This is a genomic window from Rhizobium chutanense, from assembly GCF_002531935.1.
Lineage (GTDB): Bacteria > Pseudomonadota > Alphaproteobacteria > Rhizobiales > Rhizobiaceae > Rhizobium > Rhizobium chutanense.
In genome coordinates, this window is record NZ_NWSV01000010.1 from 57,096 (window position 1) to 70,048 (window position 12,953).

General features: G+C 62.0%; 10 protein-coding genes. 5 read left to right on the plus strand and 5 right to left on the minus strand.

Annotation, left to right across the window (positions count from 1 at the left end):
* Positions 1-145 precede the first annotated feature (145 nt).
* From gltX to CO666_RS17315, 4 genes are all read right to left on the minus strand, one after another.
* Positions 146-1,612: a glutamate--tRNA ligase gene (gene gltX / locus CO666_RS17300; RefSeq protein ID WP_097613324.1), complete on the minus strand. Its 1,467-nt coding sequence runs from the start codon at positions 1,610-1,612 to the stop codon at positions 146-148.
* A 244-nt stretch (positions 1,613-1,856) separates the two neighbouring features.
* A complete protein-coding gene (locus tag CO666_RS17305) occupies positions 1,857-2,606 on the minus strand; it encodes a TerC family protein (RefSeq protein WP_097613326.1) in 750 nt (249 codons plus the stop codon).
* A 106-nt stretch (positions 2,607-2,712) separates the two neighbouring features.
* Positions 2,713-3,552 (minus strand): AraC family transcriptional regulator, encoded by an 840-nt coding sequence (locus CO666_RS17310; protein ID WP_097613328.1) that lies wholly within the window; start codon positions 3,550-3,552, stop codon positions 2,713-2,715.
* A gap of 207 nt (positions 3,553-3,759) precedes the next feature.
* The gene (locus tag CO666_RS17315; protein WP_097613329.1) at positions 3,760-4,440 is read right to left on the minus strand and encodes a TetR/AcrR family transcriptional regulator; all 681 of its coding nucleotides are present in this window, start codon (positions 4,438-4,440) and stop codon (positions 3,760-3,762) included.
* A gap of 150 nt (positions 4,441-4,590) precedes the next feature.
* Between CO666_RS17315 and CO666_RS17320 the strand changes: the two genes are divergently transcribed.
* The 5 genes from CO666_RS17320 to xylA all read left to right on the plus strand — a co-directional run bounded on the left by CO666_RS17320 (position 4,591) and on the right by xylA (position 11,645).
* Positions 4,591-5,805, plus strand: a complete 1,215-nt coding sequence (locus tag CO666_RS17320) for an HlyD family secretion protein (RefSeq protein WP_097613331.1) — start codon at positions 4,591-4,593, stop codon at positions 5,803-5,805.
* A gap of 27 nt (positions 5,806-5,832) precedes the next feature.
* Entirely contained in the window at positions 5,833-7,431 is a 1,599-nt protein-coding gene (locus CO666_RS17325; RefSeq protein WP_097613332.1) for a DHA2 family efflux MFS transporter permease subunit, read from the plus strand.
* A gap of 207 nt (positions 7,432-7,638) precedes the next feature.
* Positions 7,639-8,664, plus strand: coding sequence for a LacI family DNA-binding transcriptional regulator (locus CO666_RS17330; RefSeq protein ID WP_097613333.1), 1,026 nt, complete (start codon positions 7,639-7,641; stop codon positions 8,662-8,664).
* An 18-nt stretch (positions 8,665-8,682) separates the two neighbouring features.
* The gene (gene xylB, locus CO666_RS17335) at positions 8,683-10,137 is read left to right on the plus strand and encodes a xylulokinase (protein ID WP_097613334.1); all 1,455 of its coding nucleotides are present in this window, start codon (positions 8,683-8,685) and stop codon (positions 10,135-10,137) included.
* 197 nt (positions 10,138-10,334) lie between these two features.
* Positions 10,335-11,645 (plus strand): xylose isomerase, encoded by a 1,311-nt coding sequence (gene xylA, locus CO666_RS17340; RefSeq protein ID WP_097613335.1) that lies wholly within the window; start codon positions 10,335-10,337, stop codon positions 11,643-11,645.
* A gap of 70 nt (positions 11,646-11,715) precedes the next feature.
* Here xylA and CO666_RS17345 read toward each other — a convergent pair whose 3' ends face one another.
* Positions 11,716-12,747 carry a LacI family DNA-binding transcriptional regulator gene (locus tag CO666_RS17345; RefSeq protein WP_097613336.1) on the minus strand — a complete coding sequence of 344 codons (1,032 nt, stop codon included), beginning with the start codon at positions 12,745-12,747 and terminating at the stop codon, positions 11,716-11,718.
* Between the last annotated feature and the right edge of the window lie 206 nt (positions 12,748-12,953).

Genomic DNA, 12,953 nt, shown 5'->3' on the forward strand with positions numbered 1-12,953 from the left:
CAATGTTTGCTGGCTCGAAGCGTTGCGGCTGGCTCGGCGCTAACCCTCCCCCTTGTGGGGAGGGTCGGAGCGAAGCGGAGGGGAGGGGTTTTCTAGGAAAGGCCCCTCCCCAACCCCTCCCCACAAGGGGGAGGGGCTTCCACCTTCATTTCGAGCCGACGAGAGCGGCGACCGCCTGGGCGGCGAGTTTCAGGCGCTGGCGCACGACCGAGCGGCCGAGGATCGCCATGGAATCGAAGAGCGGCAGGGAACGCGACGAGCCGGAGACGGCAACGAAGAGCGGCGAGACCACGACCTTCAGCTTCTTGCCCATGCGGTCGGAGATCGCGCGCAGTTCCGCTTCGATGGTCTCGACGTTCCATTCCAGGATCTTTTCGAGATCCGGCTGGACGGTGTTGAGGATCTCCAGGATTTCTTCCGGCGGCGACTTGATCTTGGCAAAGTCGGACGGCTGCAGGCCGAGATCGGATTTCAGCAGGAAGCCGGCAAGATCGGGCAGCTCGCCGAGCTTGGAAATGCGGGTCTGCGACAGCCGTAGGCCTTCCCTCAGACGGTCGTTTTCCATTGCCCAGGTCAGCACGCGGCTGCGGAACTCCTCCTCCGACAGCTTCTCGCGGATCCAGCGACCGTTCAGCCAGTCGAGCTTCTGGATGTCGAAGATAGCGCCGGCCTTGGAGAGATTGTCCGGATCGAACTTTTCGGACAGTTCTTCCATCGTCAACAGTTCTTCGCCTTCGGCGATCTGCATGAAGAACAGGCCGAGGAAGTTCATCAGCGCTTCGGGGATGTAGCCGAGCGCGGAATAATAGGAGATCGAGGTCGGGTTCTTGCGCTTCGACAACTTCGACTTGTCGGCATTGCGCATCAGAGACAGATGCATGAAGACCGGCTGGTCCCAACCGAAATAGCGATAGAGCAGGATGTGCTTGGGCACCGAAGCGAGCCATTCCTCGCCGCGCGCCACATGGGTGATCTTCATCAGATGGTCGTCGATGACGTTCGCCATATGATAGGTCGGCATGCCGTCGGCCTTGATGAGGACCTGCATGTCGACGGAATCCCACGGGATGGATACATCGCCATAGACGCCGTCGGTGAAATCGCACGAGCCTTCGGCCGGGATCTTCATGCGGATGACTGTGGTCTCGCCGGCGGCCATGCGCGAGGTGACTTCCTCGGCGCTAAGGCTCAGGCAGAGGCCGTCATATTTCGGCGGCTTGCCGGCGGCGCGCTGCGTCTCGCGCATCTGCTCCAGGCGGGCAGGCGTGCAGAAACAGCGGAAGGCATGGCCCTTGTCCAACAATTCCTCAGCGTAGGGCTGGTACATCGGTTTGCGGTCGGACTGGCGATAAGGGCCGTAGGGGCCGCCGATATCGGGGCCTTCCTTCCATTCCAGCCCGCACCATTTCAGCGCGTCCAGCACCTTGGTCTCGAATTCCGGGGTCGAGCGTGTCGCATCGGTATCCTCGATGCGCAGGATGAACTCGCCGCCGTGCTTCTTGGCAAAGAGATAGTTGAAAAGAGCGATGTAAGCGGTGCCGACATGCGGCTCGCCGGTCGGCGAGGGAGCGATGCGGACGCGGACGCCGGTAGCTGTCCCGGAAACTGTCATTGTATGTGCCCGTCAATGAATGCCGGACGGTATTCGCGGGAAAGCGACGTTCGGCCGGAAGGATGCAGATATCTTCATCGGCAAACCGGCCGAAAAAGGGCATTCGCCCGCACCATTCGCCGATCGTCCGTTCGGCTGGCCTTAGGCCATATTCAACCGGGCGCGTCAAGAAAAACCGCGCTTGCAAAGGCCCGATGGCGGTGAGGGAAGGCGCGCCGGTCTCGCCGCGCCTCCCGCTTCAGCCTCAATGCGCGCCTTCCCGCTTCCGCTTGCGGGCATTGCGCGCGAACATGTTCAGCACCTCGACCAGCGCCGAGAAGGCCATGGCGGCGTAGACGTAACCCTTCGGCACGTGGAAGCCCATGCCTTCGGCGATCAGTGTCGTACCGATCATCAGCAGGAAGGCCAGCGCCAGCATGACGATCGTCGGGTTCCTCTCGATGAAGTTGGCAAGCGGGTTTGCGGCGACCAGCATGACGGTGACGGCGGCGATGACGGCAATCACCATGATCGGCAGATGCGGCGTCATGCCGACGGCGGTGATGATGCTGTCGACCGAGAAGACGAGGTCGAGCAGCAGGATCTGGCCGATTGCCGATGCAAAGCCCGTCGTTGCCGACGTTGCGATGAAATCTTCCTGGTGGTCCACGGGGTCGACGGTGTGGTGAATTTCCTTGGTGGCCTTCCAGACGAGGAACAAGCCGCCGGCAATCAGGATCAGATCCTTCCAGGAGAAGCCGTGGCCGAAGGCCGTAAACAGCGGTTCGGTCAGCTGCACGATCCAGGCGACGGTGCCGAGCAGCGCCAAGCGCATGACGAGGGCAAGGCCGATGCCGATCTTGCGGGCTCTCTCCCGGTGCTCAGGCGGCAGTTTGTTGGTGAGAATGGAAATGAAGATCAGGTTGTCGATCCCGAGAACGACTTCCATCACCACCAACGTGATGAGCGCCACCCAGGCAGCCGGATCCTGAATGAGCGTCATGATTTCCTGCATCAGCTTATATCCCTCTTGCGTCACATGATTGGATGACGCGCGCAATGTAGTGTCGGCGGCCCGCCACGCAAGCGCCGCAAGGGGGTATACGCAATCGGTGTGACTTTTATTCCCTAATAGGTAGCCAGATTTCGGTGACGCCCATGCCGGTATGGGGGTCGAAGCGCTCGTCGTAACGTTCGAACATGTCGGGCGTCTCGCCGTGCCCCAGGCCTGACGTCGGCCACCATGTGCCGAAAATCCGGTTCATCGTCGCTGAGATGCCGGAGACATGGCCGCGATGGGTGAAGACGACATAGCGCTGGCCCGGAAGCTTGAGCGTGGCGAAATCTGCCGGCAGATCGTCGGCATCGGCGATTTCGACTGCGGCCATATAGCGGAATTTCTCCGCTTCGCCGTCGATATGGGTGCAGACGCCGTAGGCGACGTTGCCCTTCTGGCCGGGGATGTGGCCGAAATGGGCGTTGAACCTCTGCCAGAGGGAGGGGATGGCGGCGTTGCCGCCATAGGCATAGATCTCCTGCAGGCCGGCAAGGAGCATCGGCTGCAGGGTTTCGAAGCGGGGTGGTTCGAGGTCGTTGAGGTGGGCGGGGTCCATTCTGATCGGCTCCAGCAAGACAAGATTGCGGGCGTGCCCCTGTCTGCGCACCGCGTCCGGCGTCATGCCGAACTGGTCGCGGAAGGCACGGGTGAAAGCCTCGTGCGAGCCGTAGCCCGCGCAAAGCGCAACCTCGAGAATGGTGGATGAGCCGCTGGCCAACGCGGGAACGGCGCGGCTGAGGCGCCGTCCCCTGATATAGCCGCTGATCGAGTGGCCGGTGACGAGCCCGAAGACGCGCGACAGATGGTAGCGCGACAATCCGGCTGCTTCCGATATCTCTTCCAGCGATAGATCGTTTTCGAAATGGCTCTCTATGAACCAGATCGCCCGTGCGACGGCGCTCATTCTCACTCCCTACAGCGCCGCGCGTCCTTCAAGACGCGCAAAGGACGCTGTAGCACTTTGAATGCTGCATAATTTTATCCTTAAATCGATTTCCGATTTAAGGAATTATGCAGGGGTTGCCGCCTCTTTCTTAGAGAAAAGCCGCCAGCCGGGTTTGATCGTTGTTGCGGAGTTTTGGCCGATGGAGGGCGGCAGTCAAGGATGCGGTCAAGCGGTCTCGTGCCGGCGCGCGCCGTAGGCAGCCATGAAAACCCGGATCGCGCCGCGGATGACGCGCTCGATTTCGTCGCGAGTGGGCGGCTCTTCCATGGTTCCGAACAGGCGCAGCTTGAAGAAGCTGCCACTGGCGAGATCGAGGAACTGGCCGGCGGCCAGATCGATGTCGTCGATCTCGAGCGTGCCTTCGGCGACGCGCCGCTCCAGAAAGTCGCGCATGATGGTGCGCAGGTTTTCCGGTCCCTTGAAGAAGCGCTGACAGAGCACCGGCATGCGGTCACGAACGCCGAGAACGATGCGCATGGCTTTGATGACCTTTTCATCGGTCATATGCGTGACGAAACCCATCCCGAATTCGTACAGGCCGACTTCGGGATCGTCGTGTTCGGCAAGCGCGGTGCGAACGGCCGCCAGGAAGGCGGCGCGCTCGGCCTCGATCATCGCCGAAAACAGTTCTTCCTTGTTGGTGAAATAGACGTAAAGCGTTCCCTTGGAGACGCCGGCCTCGCGCGTCACGTCGTTCATGCTGGCGGCGTCGAAGCCCATCTTCATGAAGACGCGCTTGGCGCCGGCAAGAATCTGCTGGCGCTTGGCCGGATCTTCGCCCGCGGCAAATCGGCCTCCGCCGACCGGGGGACTGAAGACGGCGGCATGGTCGGGTTTCAGCGTCATGTCTCCTTAACCGTGTTCACGATTTCGCATTTTCGTTAAAGAAATCGAACCGATTGGTTCTATACATCTTGATATGACGGTTAAACAGGTTTAAGTCAACTGAACCGAACCGTTCAGTTCGATTATTTACTCCAGATCGGTAAAGTGGCCATGTCGAGCAACCAGAAAAGCAACGTCGCGCGGATCGTCAGCGAAAACGCCGAAGCCGAAGAGGCAAAGGTCGTGACCGTTGCTGAGGCTCCGACGGCGGAAGCCCGCGAAGCGCCGCCTGCTCCCGGGCAGTCGGCGCCGGCCCAGGCTCCTGTTGCTCCTCCTGCCGCCGCGAAGAAGCGGCGCAGCCCGGTATTGCCGATCGTGGTGCTCGCCCTGCTCGCGGGCGGCGGCTGGTATGGATACGAATGGTGGACGAACGGCCGGTTCATGGTGTCGACCGACGACGCCTATATCGAAGGTGATATCGCGACCATCTCGCCGAAGGTTACCGGCTATGTCGCGAAGGTGAATGTTGTTGCCAACCAGGAAGTCAAGGCAGGAGACGTTCTCGCGACCCTTGATAACGGCGACTACCAGAACGCCCTCGATCAGGCGAATGCCCAGATCGTGACCGAGCAGCTTTCGCTGAGCCGTATCGATGCGCAGATCGAAGGCGCCAAGGCGAGCCTCGTGCAGGCCCAGGCGCAGAAGACTGCCCTCGAAGCCACGGTTCGCGGCGCGGAAATCAAGCAGAAGCGCCAAAGCGACCTGCAGGCAAAGTCGGTCGGCACCACCGCGGATCTCGATGATGCCAATACGGCCCTCGATCAGGCCAGGGCCAATCTTGCCGGCGGCGATGCCAATATCGTGACTGCGCAGGCCAATATTGCCATTCTCGAAGCCCAGCGCAAGGAAGCTGAAGGTTCCGTCCGCACGCTGGAAATCCAGCGCGACAAGGCCGCACGCGACCTCTCTTTCACCGTGCTCAAGGCGCCCTATGACGGTATCGTCGGCAACCGCTCGGTCCAGGAAGGCGACCTCGTTTCGCCCGGCCAGCGCCTGATGGCGCTGGTTCCGGTGCGGCAGCTCTATATCGACGCCAACTTCAAGGAAACGCAGATCCAGCATCTCGTTCCCGGCTCGAAGGTCAACGTCCATGTCGACGCCTATAGCGACCATCCCGTCGTCGGCACCGTCGAATCGATTTCGCCGGCTTCCGGCTCGGTCTTCTCGCTGCTGCCGCCGGAAAATGCGACGGGTAATTTCACCAAGGTGATCCAGCGTGTGCCGGTGCGCATCGCCCTGCCGCAGGATGCGCTCGACAGCGGACGCCTGCGCGCGGGCCTCAGCGTCGTCGTCGACGTCGATACCCGCACGGCGCCGGGCCAGTAAGCCTTTCGAAAAGGCGGAGGTGGTCCGATGGCCGGGAGCGCGACAGCAACAGCGGGAACGATGCCGGCAGCGCCTGCTCATGCCGAGGATCGCATGGATCCGAGGAAGCTCATCGCCTTCTTCGCGATGGTGCTCGGCATGTTCATGTCGATCCTCGACATTCAGATCGTCTCGGCTTCGCTTGCCGAAATTCAGGCCGGCCTTTCAGCCGGCAGCGACGAGGTCGGCTGGGTGCAGACGGCCTATCTGATCGCCGAAGTGATCATGATCCCGCTGTCGGGCACGCTGGCGCGCATTATCTCGACGCGTTATCTCTTTGCGATCTCGGCGGCCGGTTTCACCATGGCCAGCGCGCTGGCCGCGACGGCGACGAACATCGACCAGATGATCGTCTACCGCGCCATCCAGGGCTTCATCGGTGGCGGCATGATCCCGTCGGTGTTCGCCGCCGCCTTCACCATTTTTCCGCCGTCGAAACGCAGCATCGTCTCGCCGATCATCGGCCTGATCGCGACGCTGGCGCCGACCATCGGCCCGACCGTCGGCGGCTATCTCAGCCACGCCTTTTCGTGGCACTGGCTGTTCCTCGTCAATATCGTCCCCGGCATCATCGTGACGATCGTCACCTGGAACTTTATCGATTTCGACAAGCCGGAACTGTCGCTCTTCAAGAAGTTCGACTGGTGGGGGCTGTTCTCGATGGGCATCTTCCTCGGCGCGATGGAATATGTGCTCGAAGAGGGCAATTCGAACGACTGGTTCAACGACCAGTCCATCGCGATTGCCGCCGTCGCTTCCGGCGCTGCCGCCATCGTGTTCTTCTACCGCGCCTTCACGGTGGATTTTCCCGTCGTCGACCTCAAGGCCTTCGCGAACCGGAATTTCTCCTTCGGCTCGATCTTCTCCTTCGTCATGGGTATTGGCCTCTATGGCCTCACCTATATCTATCCGGTCTATCTCGGCCGCATCCGCGGTTATGATTCGCTGATGATCGGCCAGACGATGTTCGTCTCCGGGCTTGCCATGTTCTTCACCGCGCCGATCGCCGGCCGGCTGTCGACCAAGATGGACCTGCGGCTGATGATGGTGATCGGCTTCACCAGCTTCGCCGCCGGCACCTACATCATGATCCACCTGACGGCGGATTGGGATTTCTACGAGCTCTTCATCCCGCAGATCCTGCGCGGCTTCGGGCTGATGATGTGCATGGTGCCGATCAACAACATCGCGCTCGGCACGATGCCGCCCTCGCGCATTCGCGGTGCGTCCGGCCTGTTCAATCTGACCAGAAACCTCGGCGGCGCCGTCGGCCTTGCCGTCATCAACACCGTGCTCACCAACCGGCAGGACGTGCATTACGAGCGGCTACGGGAGAATATGGACTGGGGCAATCCGGCAGCGGTCGACCAGATGAACAACATGGCCGCCAATTTCAGCACCTATGGCATGGACGGCAGCTCGGTCGCGATCAAGCAGATGGTCGGCCTTGCCACCAAGCAGGCGGTCATCCTCTCCTTCAGCGATATCTTCCTGATCCTGACTGCGCTTTTCGTCGCGATGATCTTCGGTGTCGCCATGATCAAGAAACCCGCGCCGCAAGGCGGGGGAGGCGGTGGCGGCCACTGACCTCCGGCCTGCCGCCCCTTGAAAGGCCCTCTTCGGAGGGCCTTTTTGTTGCGGTTTTCCAGCTTCCGTGCCATCAGGCGGATGATTGCCGGCCGGTCAGCCCGAATCGGGCGATCAATGCCGGAAAATCGATCAGGAAACCGGCCTGTTCGATTTTTTGATTTACGTACATCAAATTTGGCGCTAAGGGTCTCGTCAGGAGGAATGATGAGGCCAACTGTTCACGATATCGCTGCTGCCGCCGGTGTCAGTCTCGCGACTGTCGACCGGGTTCTCAACCAGCGCCCCGGTGTGCGTCATATCACGCGGGAGAAGGTCGAGAACGCGATCCGCCAACTCGGTTATATCAGAGATGTCGCCGCAGCCAATCTCGCCAAGGGACGCACCTATCCCCTGGTCTTCATCCTTCCGGCCAGCGACAATTCCTTCATGCACGGGCTCAATGCCGAGATCCGGCAGGCGATCCTCCGCTCGCCGGTCGAGCGCACCGATATCCGCACCATCGAGGTGCCGGCCTTCGATCCGTCGGCGCTTGTCTCCGTGCTGGAGGGGCTTTCCCGGGAAAGGCCATGCGGTATCGCGATGGTGGCGACCGATGCGCCTGACGTGCGCGCCGCCGTCGACAGGCTGGTGCGCGAGCGCTTTCCCATCGTCACCCTGGTTTCCGATCTCACCGGGTCGCTGCGCCACCACTATGCCGGTGTCGACAATATCGCAGCCGGCCGCACGGCCGCCCGGCTGCTCGGGCGATTTCTCGGGCCGCGAAAAGGCGAGATCGCCGTTCTCGCCGGCTCCATGCTGGTGCGCGACCATCGCGAGCGGCTGGAGGGTTTCACCGCGGTTCTCGCCGAGGAATTTCCTGATCTGGCGATCCTGCCGGTTCTCGAAGGTCGCGACGACCCGGAGGTCGCCCATAGGCTCGTAACCGATGCGCTTTCCCGCAATGCCGGCATCGTCGGCGTCTACAGCCTGGGCGCCGGCAATCGCGGCCTGATCCGGGCGCTGAAGGCAAAAGCCGTCGACCGGACGCTAACCGTGATCGCCCACGAGCTGACCGCCCACACCCGCGCGGCACTCCTCGACAACACCATCGATGCGATCCTCAACCAGGACGCCGGCCATGAGGTGCGCAGCGCCATCCGCGTATTGAAAGCCAAGGCGGACGGGCTTGCTGTCATCGAAGCGCAGGAGCGCATCCGCCTCGACATATTCCTGAAAGACAATCTGCCGTAACGGCAAAGGAGCATACCCATGTATCTCGGTCTCGATCTCGGAACCTCCGGCGTCAAGGCAATGCTGATCGACGGCGATCAGACGATCGTCGGCTCGGCCAACGGTTCGCTCGACGTTTCGCGTCCGCATTCCGGCTGGTCGGAGCAGGAGCCGTCTCACTGGGTGCGCGCTACTGAGGAGGCTGTTGCCGGCCTCAAGGCAAAACATCCGAAAGAACTGGCCGCGGTCAGGGGTATCGGCCTTTCCGGCCAGATGCACGGCGCGACGCTCATCGATGCCAGCGACAAGGTCCTGCGCCCGTGCATCCTCTGGAACGACACGCGCAGCCATGTCGAGGCGGCCGCCCTCGATGCCGATCCGCGCTTCCGCGCGCTGACCGGCAACATCGTCTTCCCCGGCTTCACGGCGCCGAAGCTCGCCTGGGTCGCCAAGCATGAGCCCGATGTTTTCGCCAAGATCGCCAAGGTGTTGTTGCCGAAGGACTATCTGCGTCTCTGGCTGACCGGGGAATATATCTCCGAAATGTCGGATTCGGCCGGCACCTCCTGGCTCGACACCGGCAAGCGCGCCTGGTCGTCCGAGCTGCTGGCCGCCACCAATCTTTCCGAGGAGCAGATGCCGGCGCTCGTCGAGGGCACCGAACAGGCCGGCAAGCTGCGGTCTGAACTCGCGGCGCAATGGGGCATATCCGGCGATGTCGTCGTTGCCGGCGGCGCCGGCGACAATGCGGCGTCCGCCTGCGGCATGGGCACGGTCAGCGACGGCGCCGCCTTCGTCTCGCTCGGCACTTCGGGCGTTCTCTTTGCCGCCAACGGCTCCTATCTGCCGAAGCCGGAAAGCGCCGTGCACGCCTTCTGCCACGCATTGCCGAACACTTGGCACCAGATGGGCGTCATCCTGTCGGCCACCGATGCGCTCAACTGGCATTCCGGTGTGACCGGCAAATCGGCCGCCGATCTCACCGGCGAACTCGGCGAGGCGCTGAAGGCGCCGACCGGCGTCACCTTCCTGCCCTATCTCTCCGGTGAGCGCACGCCACACAATGATGCGGCCATCCGCGGCGCCTTCATCGGCCTCGAACATGAAAGCAGCCGTGCCGTGCTCACCCAGGCGGTGCTCGAAGGTGTCGCCTTCGCCATTCGCGACAATCTCGAAGCGCTACGTTCTGCCGGCACTGGCATCTCCCGCGTCACGGCGATCGGCGGCGGTTCTCGCTCGCATTACTGGCTGGCGTCGATCGCCACCGCGCTCGGCGTTCCCGTCGATCTGCCGGCCGACGGCGATTTCGGCGCGGCCTTCGGTGCGGCCCGTCTCGGCCTGATCGCGGCAACGGGTGCGGATCCGATCGCCGTCTGCACGCCGCCGGTGACATCAGGTACGATCGAGCCGGTATCGGCGCTGAGCGGCACTTACGAGGATGCCTACAAGCGTTACCGCGCGCTTTACCCGGCGATCAAATCGCTGGCGCATTGAGATCGAGGCGCCCCCTCCCCCTACCCTCTCCCCGAGGGGAGAGGGGGAGTTCGCAGCGACGGCTTTGAAAGAGCTGCAACGTTGCCGCAAGTTTCTTCTCCCCTCGGGGAGAAGGTGCCGGCAGGCGGATGAGGGGGCCGCCTCCGCAGACATGAATTCAGAACTGCCAAGAGATACGAACCCAAGGAGACCCCAAGATGAGCACCGGATTTTTCGGCGATATCCAGAAGATCAAATATGAAGGCCCCGACAGCACCAATCCGCTGGCCTTCCGCTATTACCAGCCGGACGAGATCGTCCTCGGCAAGCGCATGGAAGACCATCTGCGCTTTGCGGTGGCCTATTGGCACACCTTCACCTGGCCGGGCGGCGACCCCTTCGGCGGCCAGACCTTCCTGCGTCCCTGGTTCGAAGACACGATGAAGGCTGCCAAGCTGAAGGCCGACGTCGCTTTCGAATTCTTCTCGCTGCTGGGTGCGCCCTATTACTGCTTCCATGACGCCGATGTGCGCCCGGAAGGCAAGAATTTTGCCGAGAACACCAGGAACCTGAACGAGATCGTCGATTATTTCGCCGAAAAGCAGGCCGCGACCGGCACCAAGCTGCTCTGGGGCACGGCGAACCTGTTTTCGAACCGCCGCTATATGTCGGGTGCAGCCACCAATCCGGACCCGGATGTCTTTGCTTTCGCTGCTGCGACAGTCAAAACCTGCATCGACGCCACGCAGAAGCTCGGCGGTGAGAACTACGTGCTTTGGGGCGGTCGCGAAGGTTATGAAACCCTGCTCAACACCGATATCGGCCGCGAGCTCGACCAGCTCGGACGCTTCCTCAACCTCGTCGTCGAATACAAGCACAAGATCGGCTACAAAGGCACGATCCTGATCGAGCCGAAGCCGCAGGAGCCGACCAAGCACCAGTATGATTACGACGTCGCGACTGTTTACGGTTTCCTCAAGAAGCACGGCCTCGAAAACGAGGTGAAGGTCAATATCGAGCAGGGCCATGCGATCCTGGCCGGCCATTCCTTCGAGCACGAGCTGGCGCTTGCCAATGCGCTCGGCATTTTCGGCTCGATCGACATGAACCGCAACGACTACCAGTCCGGCTGGGACACCGACCAGTTCCCGAACAATGTTCCGGAAATGGCGGTTGCCTATTACCATGTCCTGGCGGGCGGAGGCTTCAAGACCGGCGGCACCAACTTCGACGCTAAGCTGCGCCGCCAGTCGCTCGATCCGGCGGACCTCCTGATCGGCCATATCGGCGGCATGGATTGCTGCGCCCGCGGCCTGAAGGCCGCCGCCAGGATGATCGAGGACAAGGCTCTGTCGCAGCCGCTCGCCGATCGTTACGCCGGCTGGGAATCGGCCGAAGCGCAGAAGCTCTTCCGCGGCGAGTATTCGCTGGATGAGATCACCAACTGGGTCGAAAGCAAGGACGTCAATCCGCAGCCGAGATCCGGCAAGCAGGAATTGCTCGAGAACATCGTCAACCGTTACGTTTGATGATAGGCGCCGGCGGCCATCGGTCGCCGGCGCAACCATCTCCGTCCGATGACTGCCAGCCAATATCGGTTCAGCGTTTCGACCAGTTTCGCGATGGCGCGGAGACGGAGTTTCGCACCACCAGATCCGGCCGCAGCAGGATTTCCGTCTCGGCCGGCCGGCCATCGGACAGGAGTTCCAGCAGCAGCGCCATCGCCTGCTTGCCGATCGCTGTTCGCGGCTGGCGGATCGTCGTCAGCGGCGGGGATATGAAGACGGCCTGCGGCACGTCGTCGAAACCGGTTACCGAGAAATCCCGCGGAATGTCGTAGCCGCGCGCGCCGAGCCCGATCATGACGCCGATCGCCGTCTGGTCGTTGACGCACATGAAGGCCGTGGGAAGCGTATCGCGCATGAAAAGCTGTTCGACCGCATGCCGGCCGCTTTCGATCGTGCCGTCGCCTTCGAGCACGATCCTCAAATCGGGCGGAATGCCGGCGGCGTCGAGCCCGGCATCATACCCCATGCGGCGCCGGATAAAGGCAAGCCGGGTGCGCGAATCGCCGATGAAGGCGATCTTGCGATGGCCTTCGGCCAGCAGCAGGTCCACCGCCTTTCGCGCTCCCTCGGTATCATCGACGCCGACATAGGGAATGCCGCCGTTGAAGACGGGTTCGAAAACGCCGACGCTCGGCGGCAGCCGCGCGGTCATGGTCTGATGGCCGAAGGGCAGGATGCCGGTGAAGAGGATCAATCCGGCAGCCTGATTGGAGTTGAAGAATTTCAGATATTCCAGCCCGCGCTGGGCGTCATTCTGCGTGTGGCCGATCAGCACGCCGTAGCCGTGCGCGCGCGCCTCATTCTCCAGGCCGACGAGGATGTTGGAGAAATTGGGGTCGCCGATATCCGGTGCCACCACGAGGATCATATTGGAGCGGCCGAGCCTCAGGCTGCGCGCCATGGCATTGGTCGTATAACCGGTGACGGCGATCGCCTGGTTGACCTTGAGCCGCGTCGAGTTGGCGACCTTTTCCGGCGTGTGGATCGCCCGCGAAACCGTCGCGATGGAGACCTCGGCGATCCGGGCGACGTCTTCGATGGTTGCGGGCGTAGAATTCGACACTGAGCTCTGCCTTGGGCTGTCTTCGCCGCGACACTACACAGACTTGTCGAGAGGTCAAAGGCAAGCTTCAACTCATCGGTGTTAATCCACGATGTAAACCTTTACATGCCTGATGTAAAGGTTTACATAGAGCTCGAAGCGGGCGGGAGCCGCATGCGCAGGCCTCTTGAGCACCCAGGGCGGTTTTCAGAAGGAAAATGCGCGCT

Excerpts from the sequence above, each read along its gene's own strand:
- gltX (WP_097613324.1), bottom strand. The coding sequence starts at position 1,612 with ATGACAGTTTCCGGGACAGCTACCGGCGTCCGCGTCCGCATCGCTCCC.
- CO666_RS17305 (WP_097613326.1), bottom strand. The coding sequence starts at position 2,606 with ATGCAGGAAATCATGACGCTCATTCAGGATCCGGCTGCCTGGGTGGCG.
- CO666_RS17310 (WP_097613328.1), bottom strand. The coding sequence starts at position 3,552 with ATGAGCGCCGTCGCACGGGCGATCTGGTTCATAGAGAGCCATTTCGAA.
- CO666_RS17315 (WP_097613329.1), bottom strand. The coding sequence starts at position 4,440 with ATGACGCTGAAACCCGACCATGCCGCCGTCTTCAGTCCCCCGGTCGGC.
- CO666_RS17320 (WP_097613331.1), top strand. The coding sequence starts at position 4,591 with ATGTCGAGCAACCAGAAAAGCAACGTCGCGCGGATCGTCAGCGAAAAC.
- CO666_RS17325 (WP_097613332.1), top strand. The coding sequence starts at position 5,833 with ATGGCCGGGAGCGCGACAGCAACAGCGGGAACGATGCCGGCAGCGCCT.
- CO666_RS17330 (WP_097613333.1), top strand. The coding sequence starts at position 7,639 with ATGAGGCCAACTGTTCACGATATCGCTGCTGCCGCCGGTGTCAGTCTC.
- xylB (WP_097613334.1), top strand. The coding sequence starts at position 8,683 with ATGTATCTCGGTCTCGATCTCGGAACCTCCGGCGTCAAGGCAATGCTG.
- xylA (WP_097613335.1), top strand. The coding sequence starts at position 10,335 with ATGAGCACCGGATTTTTCGGCGATATCCAGAAGATCAAATATGAAGGC.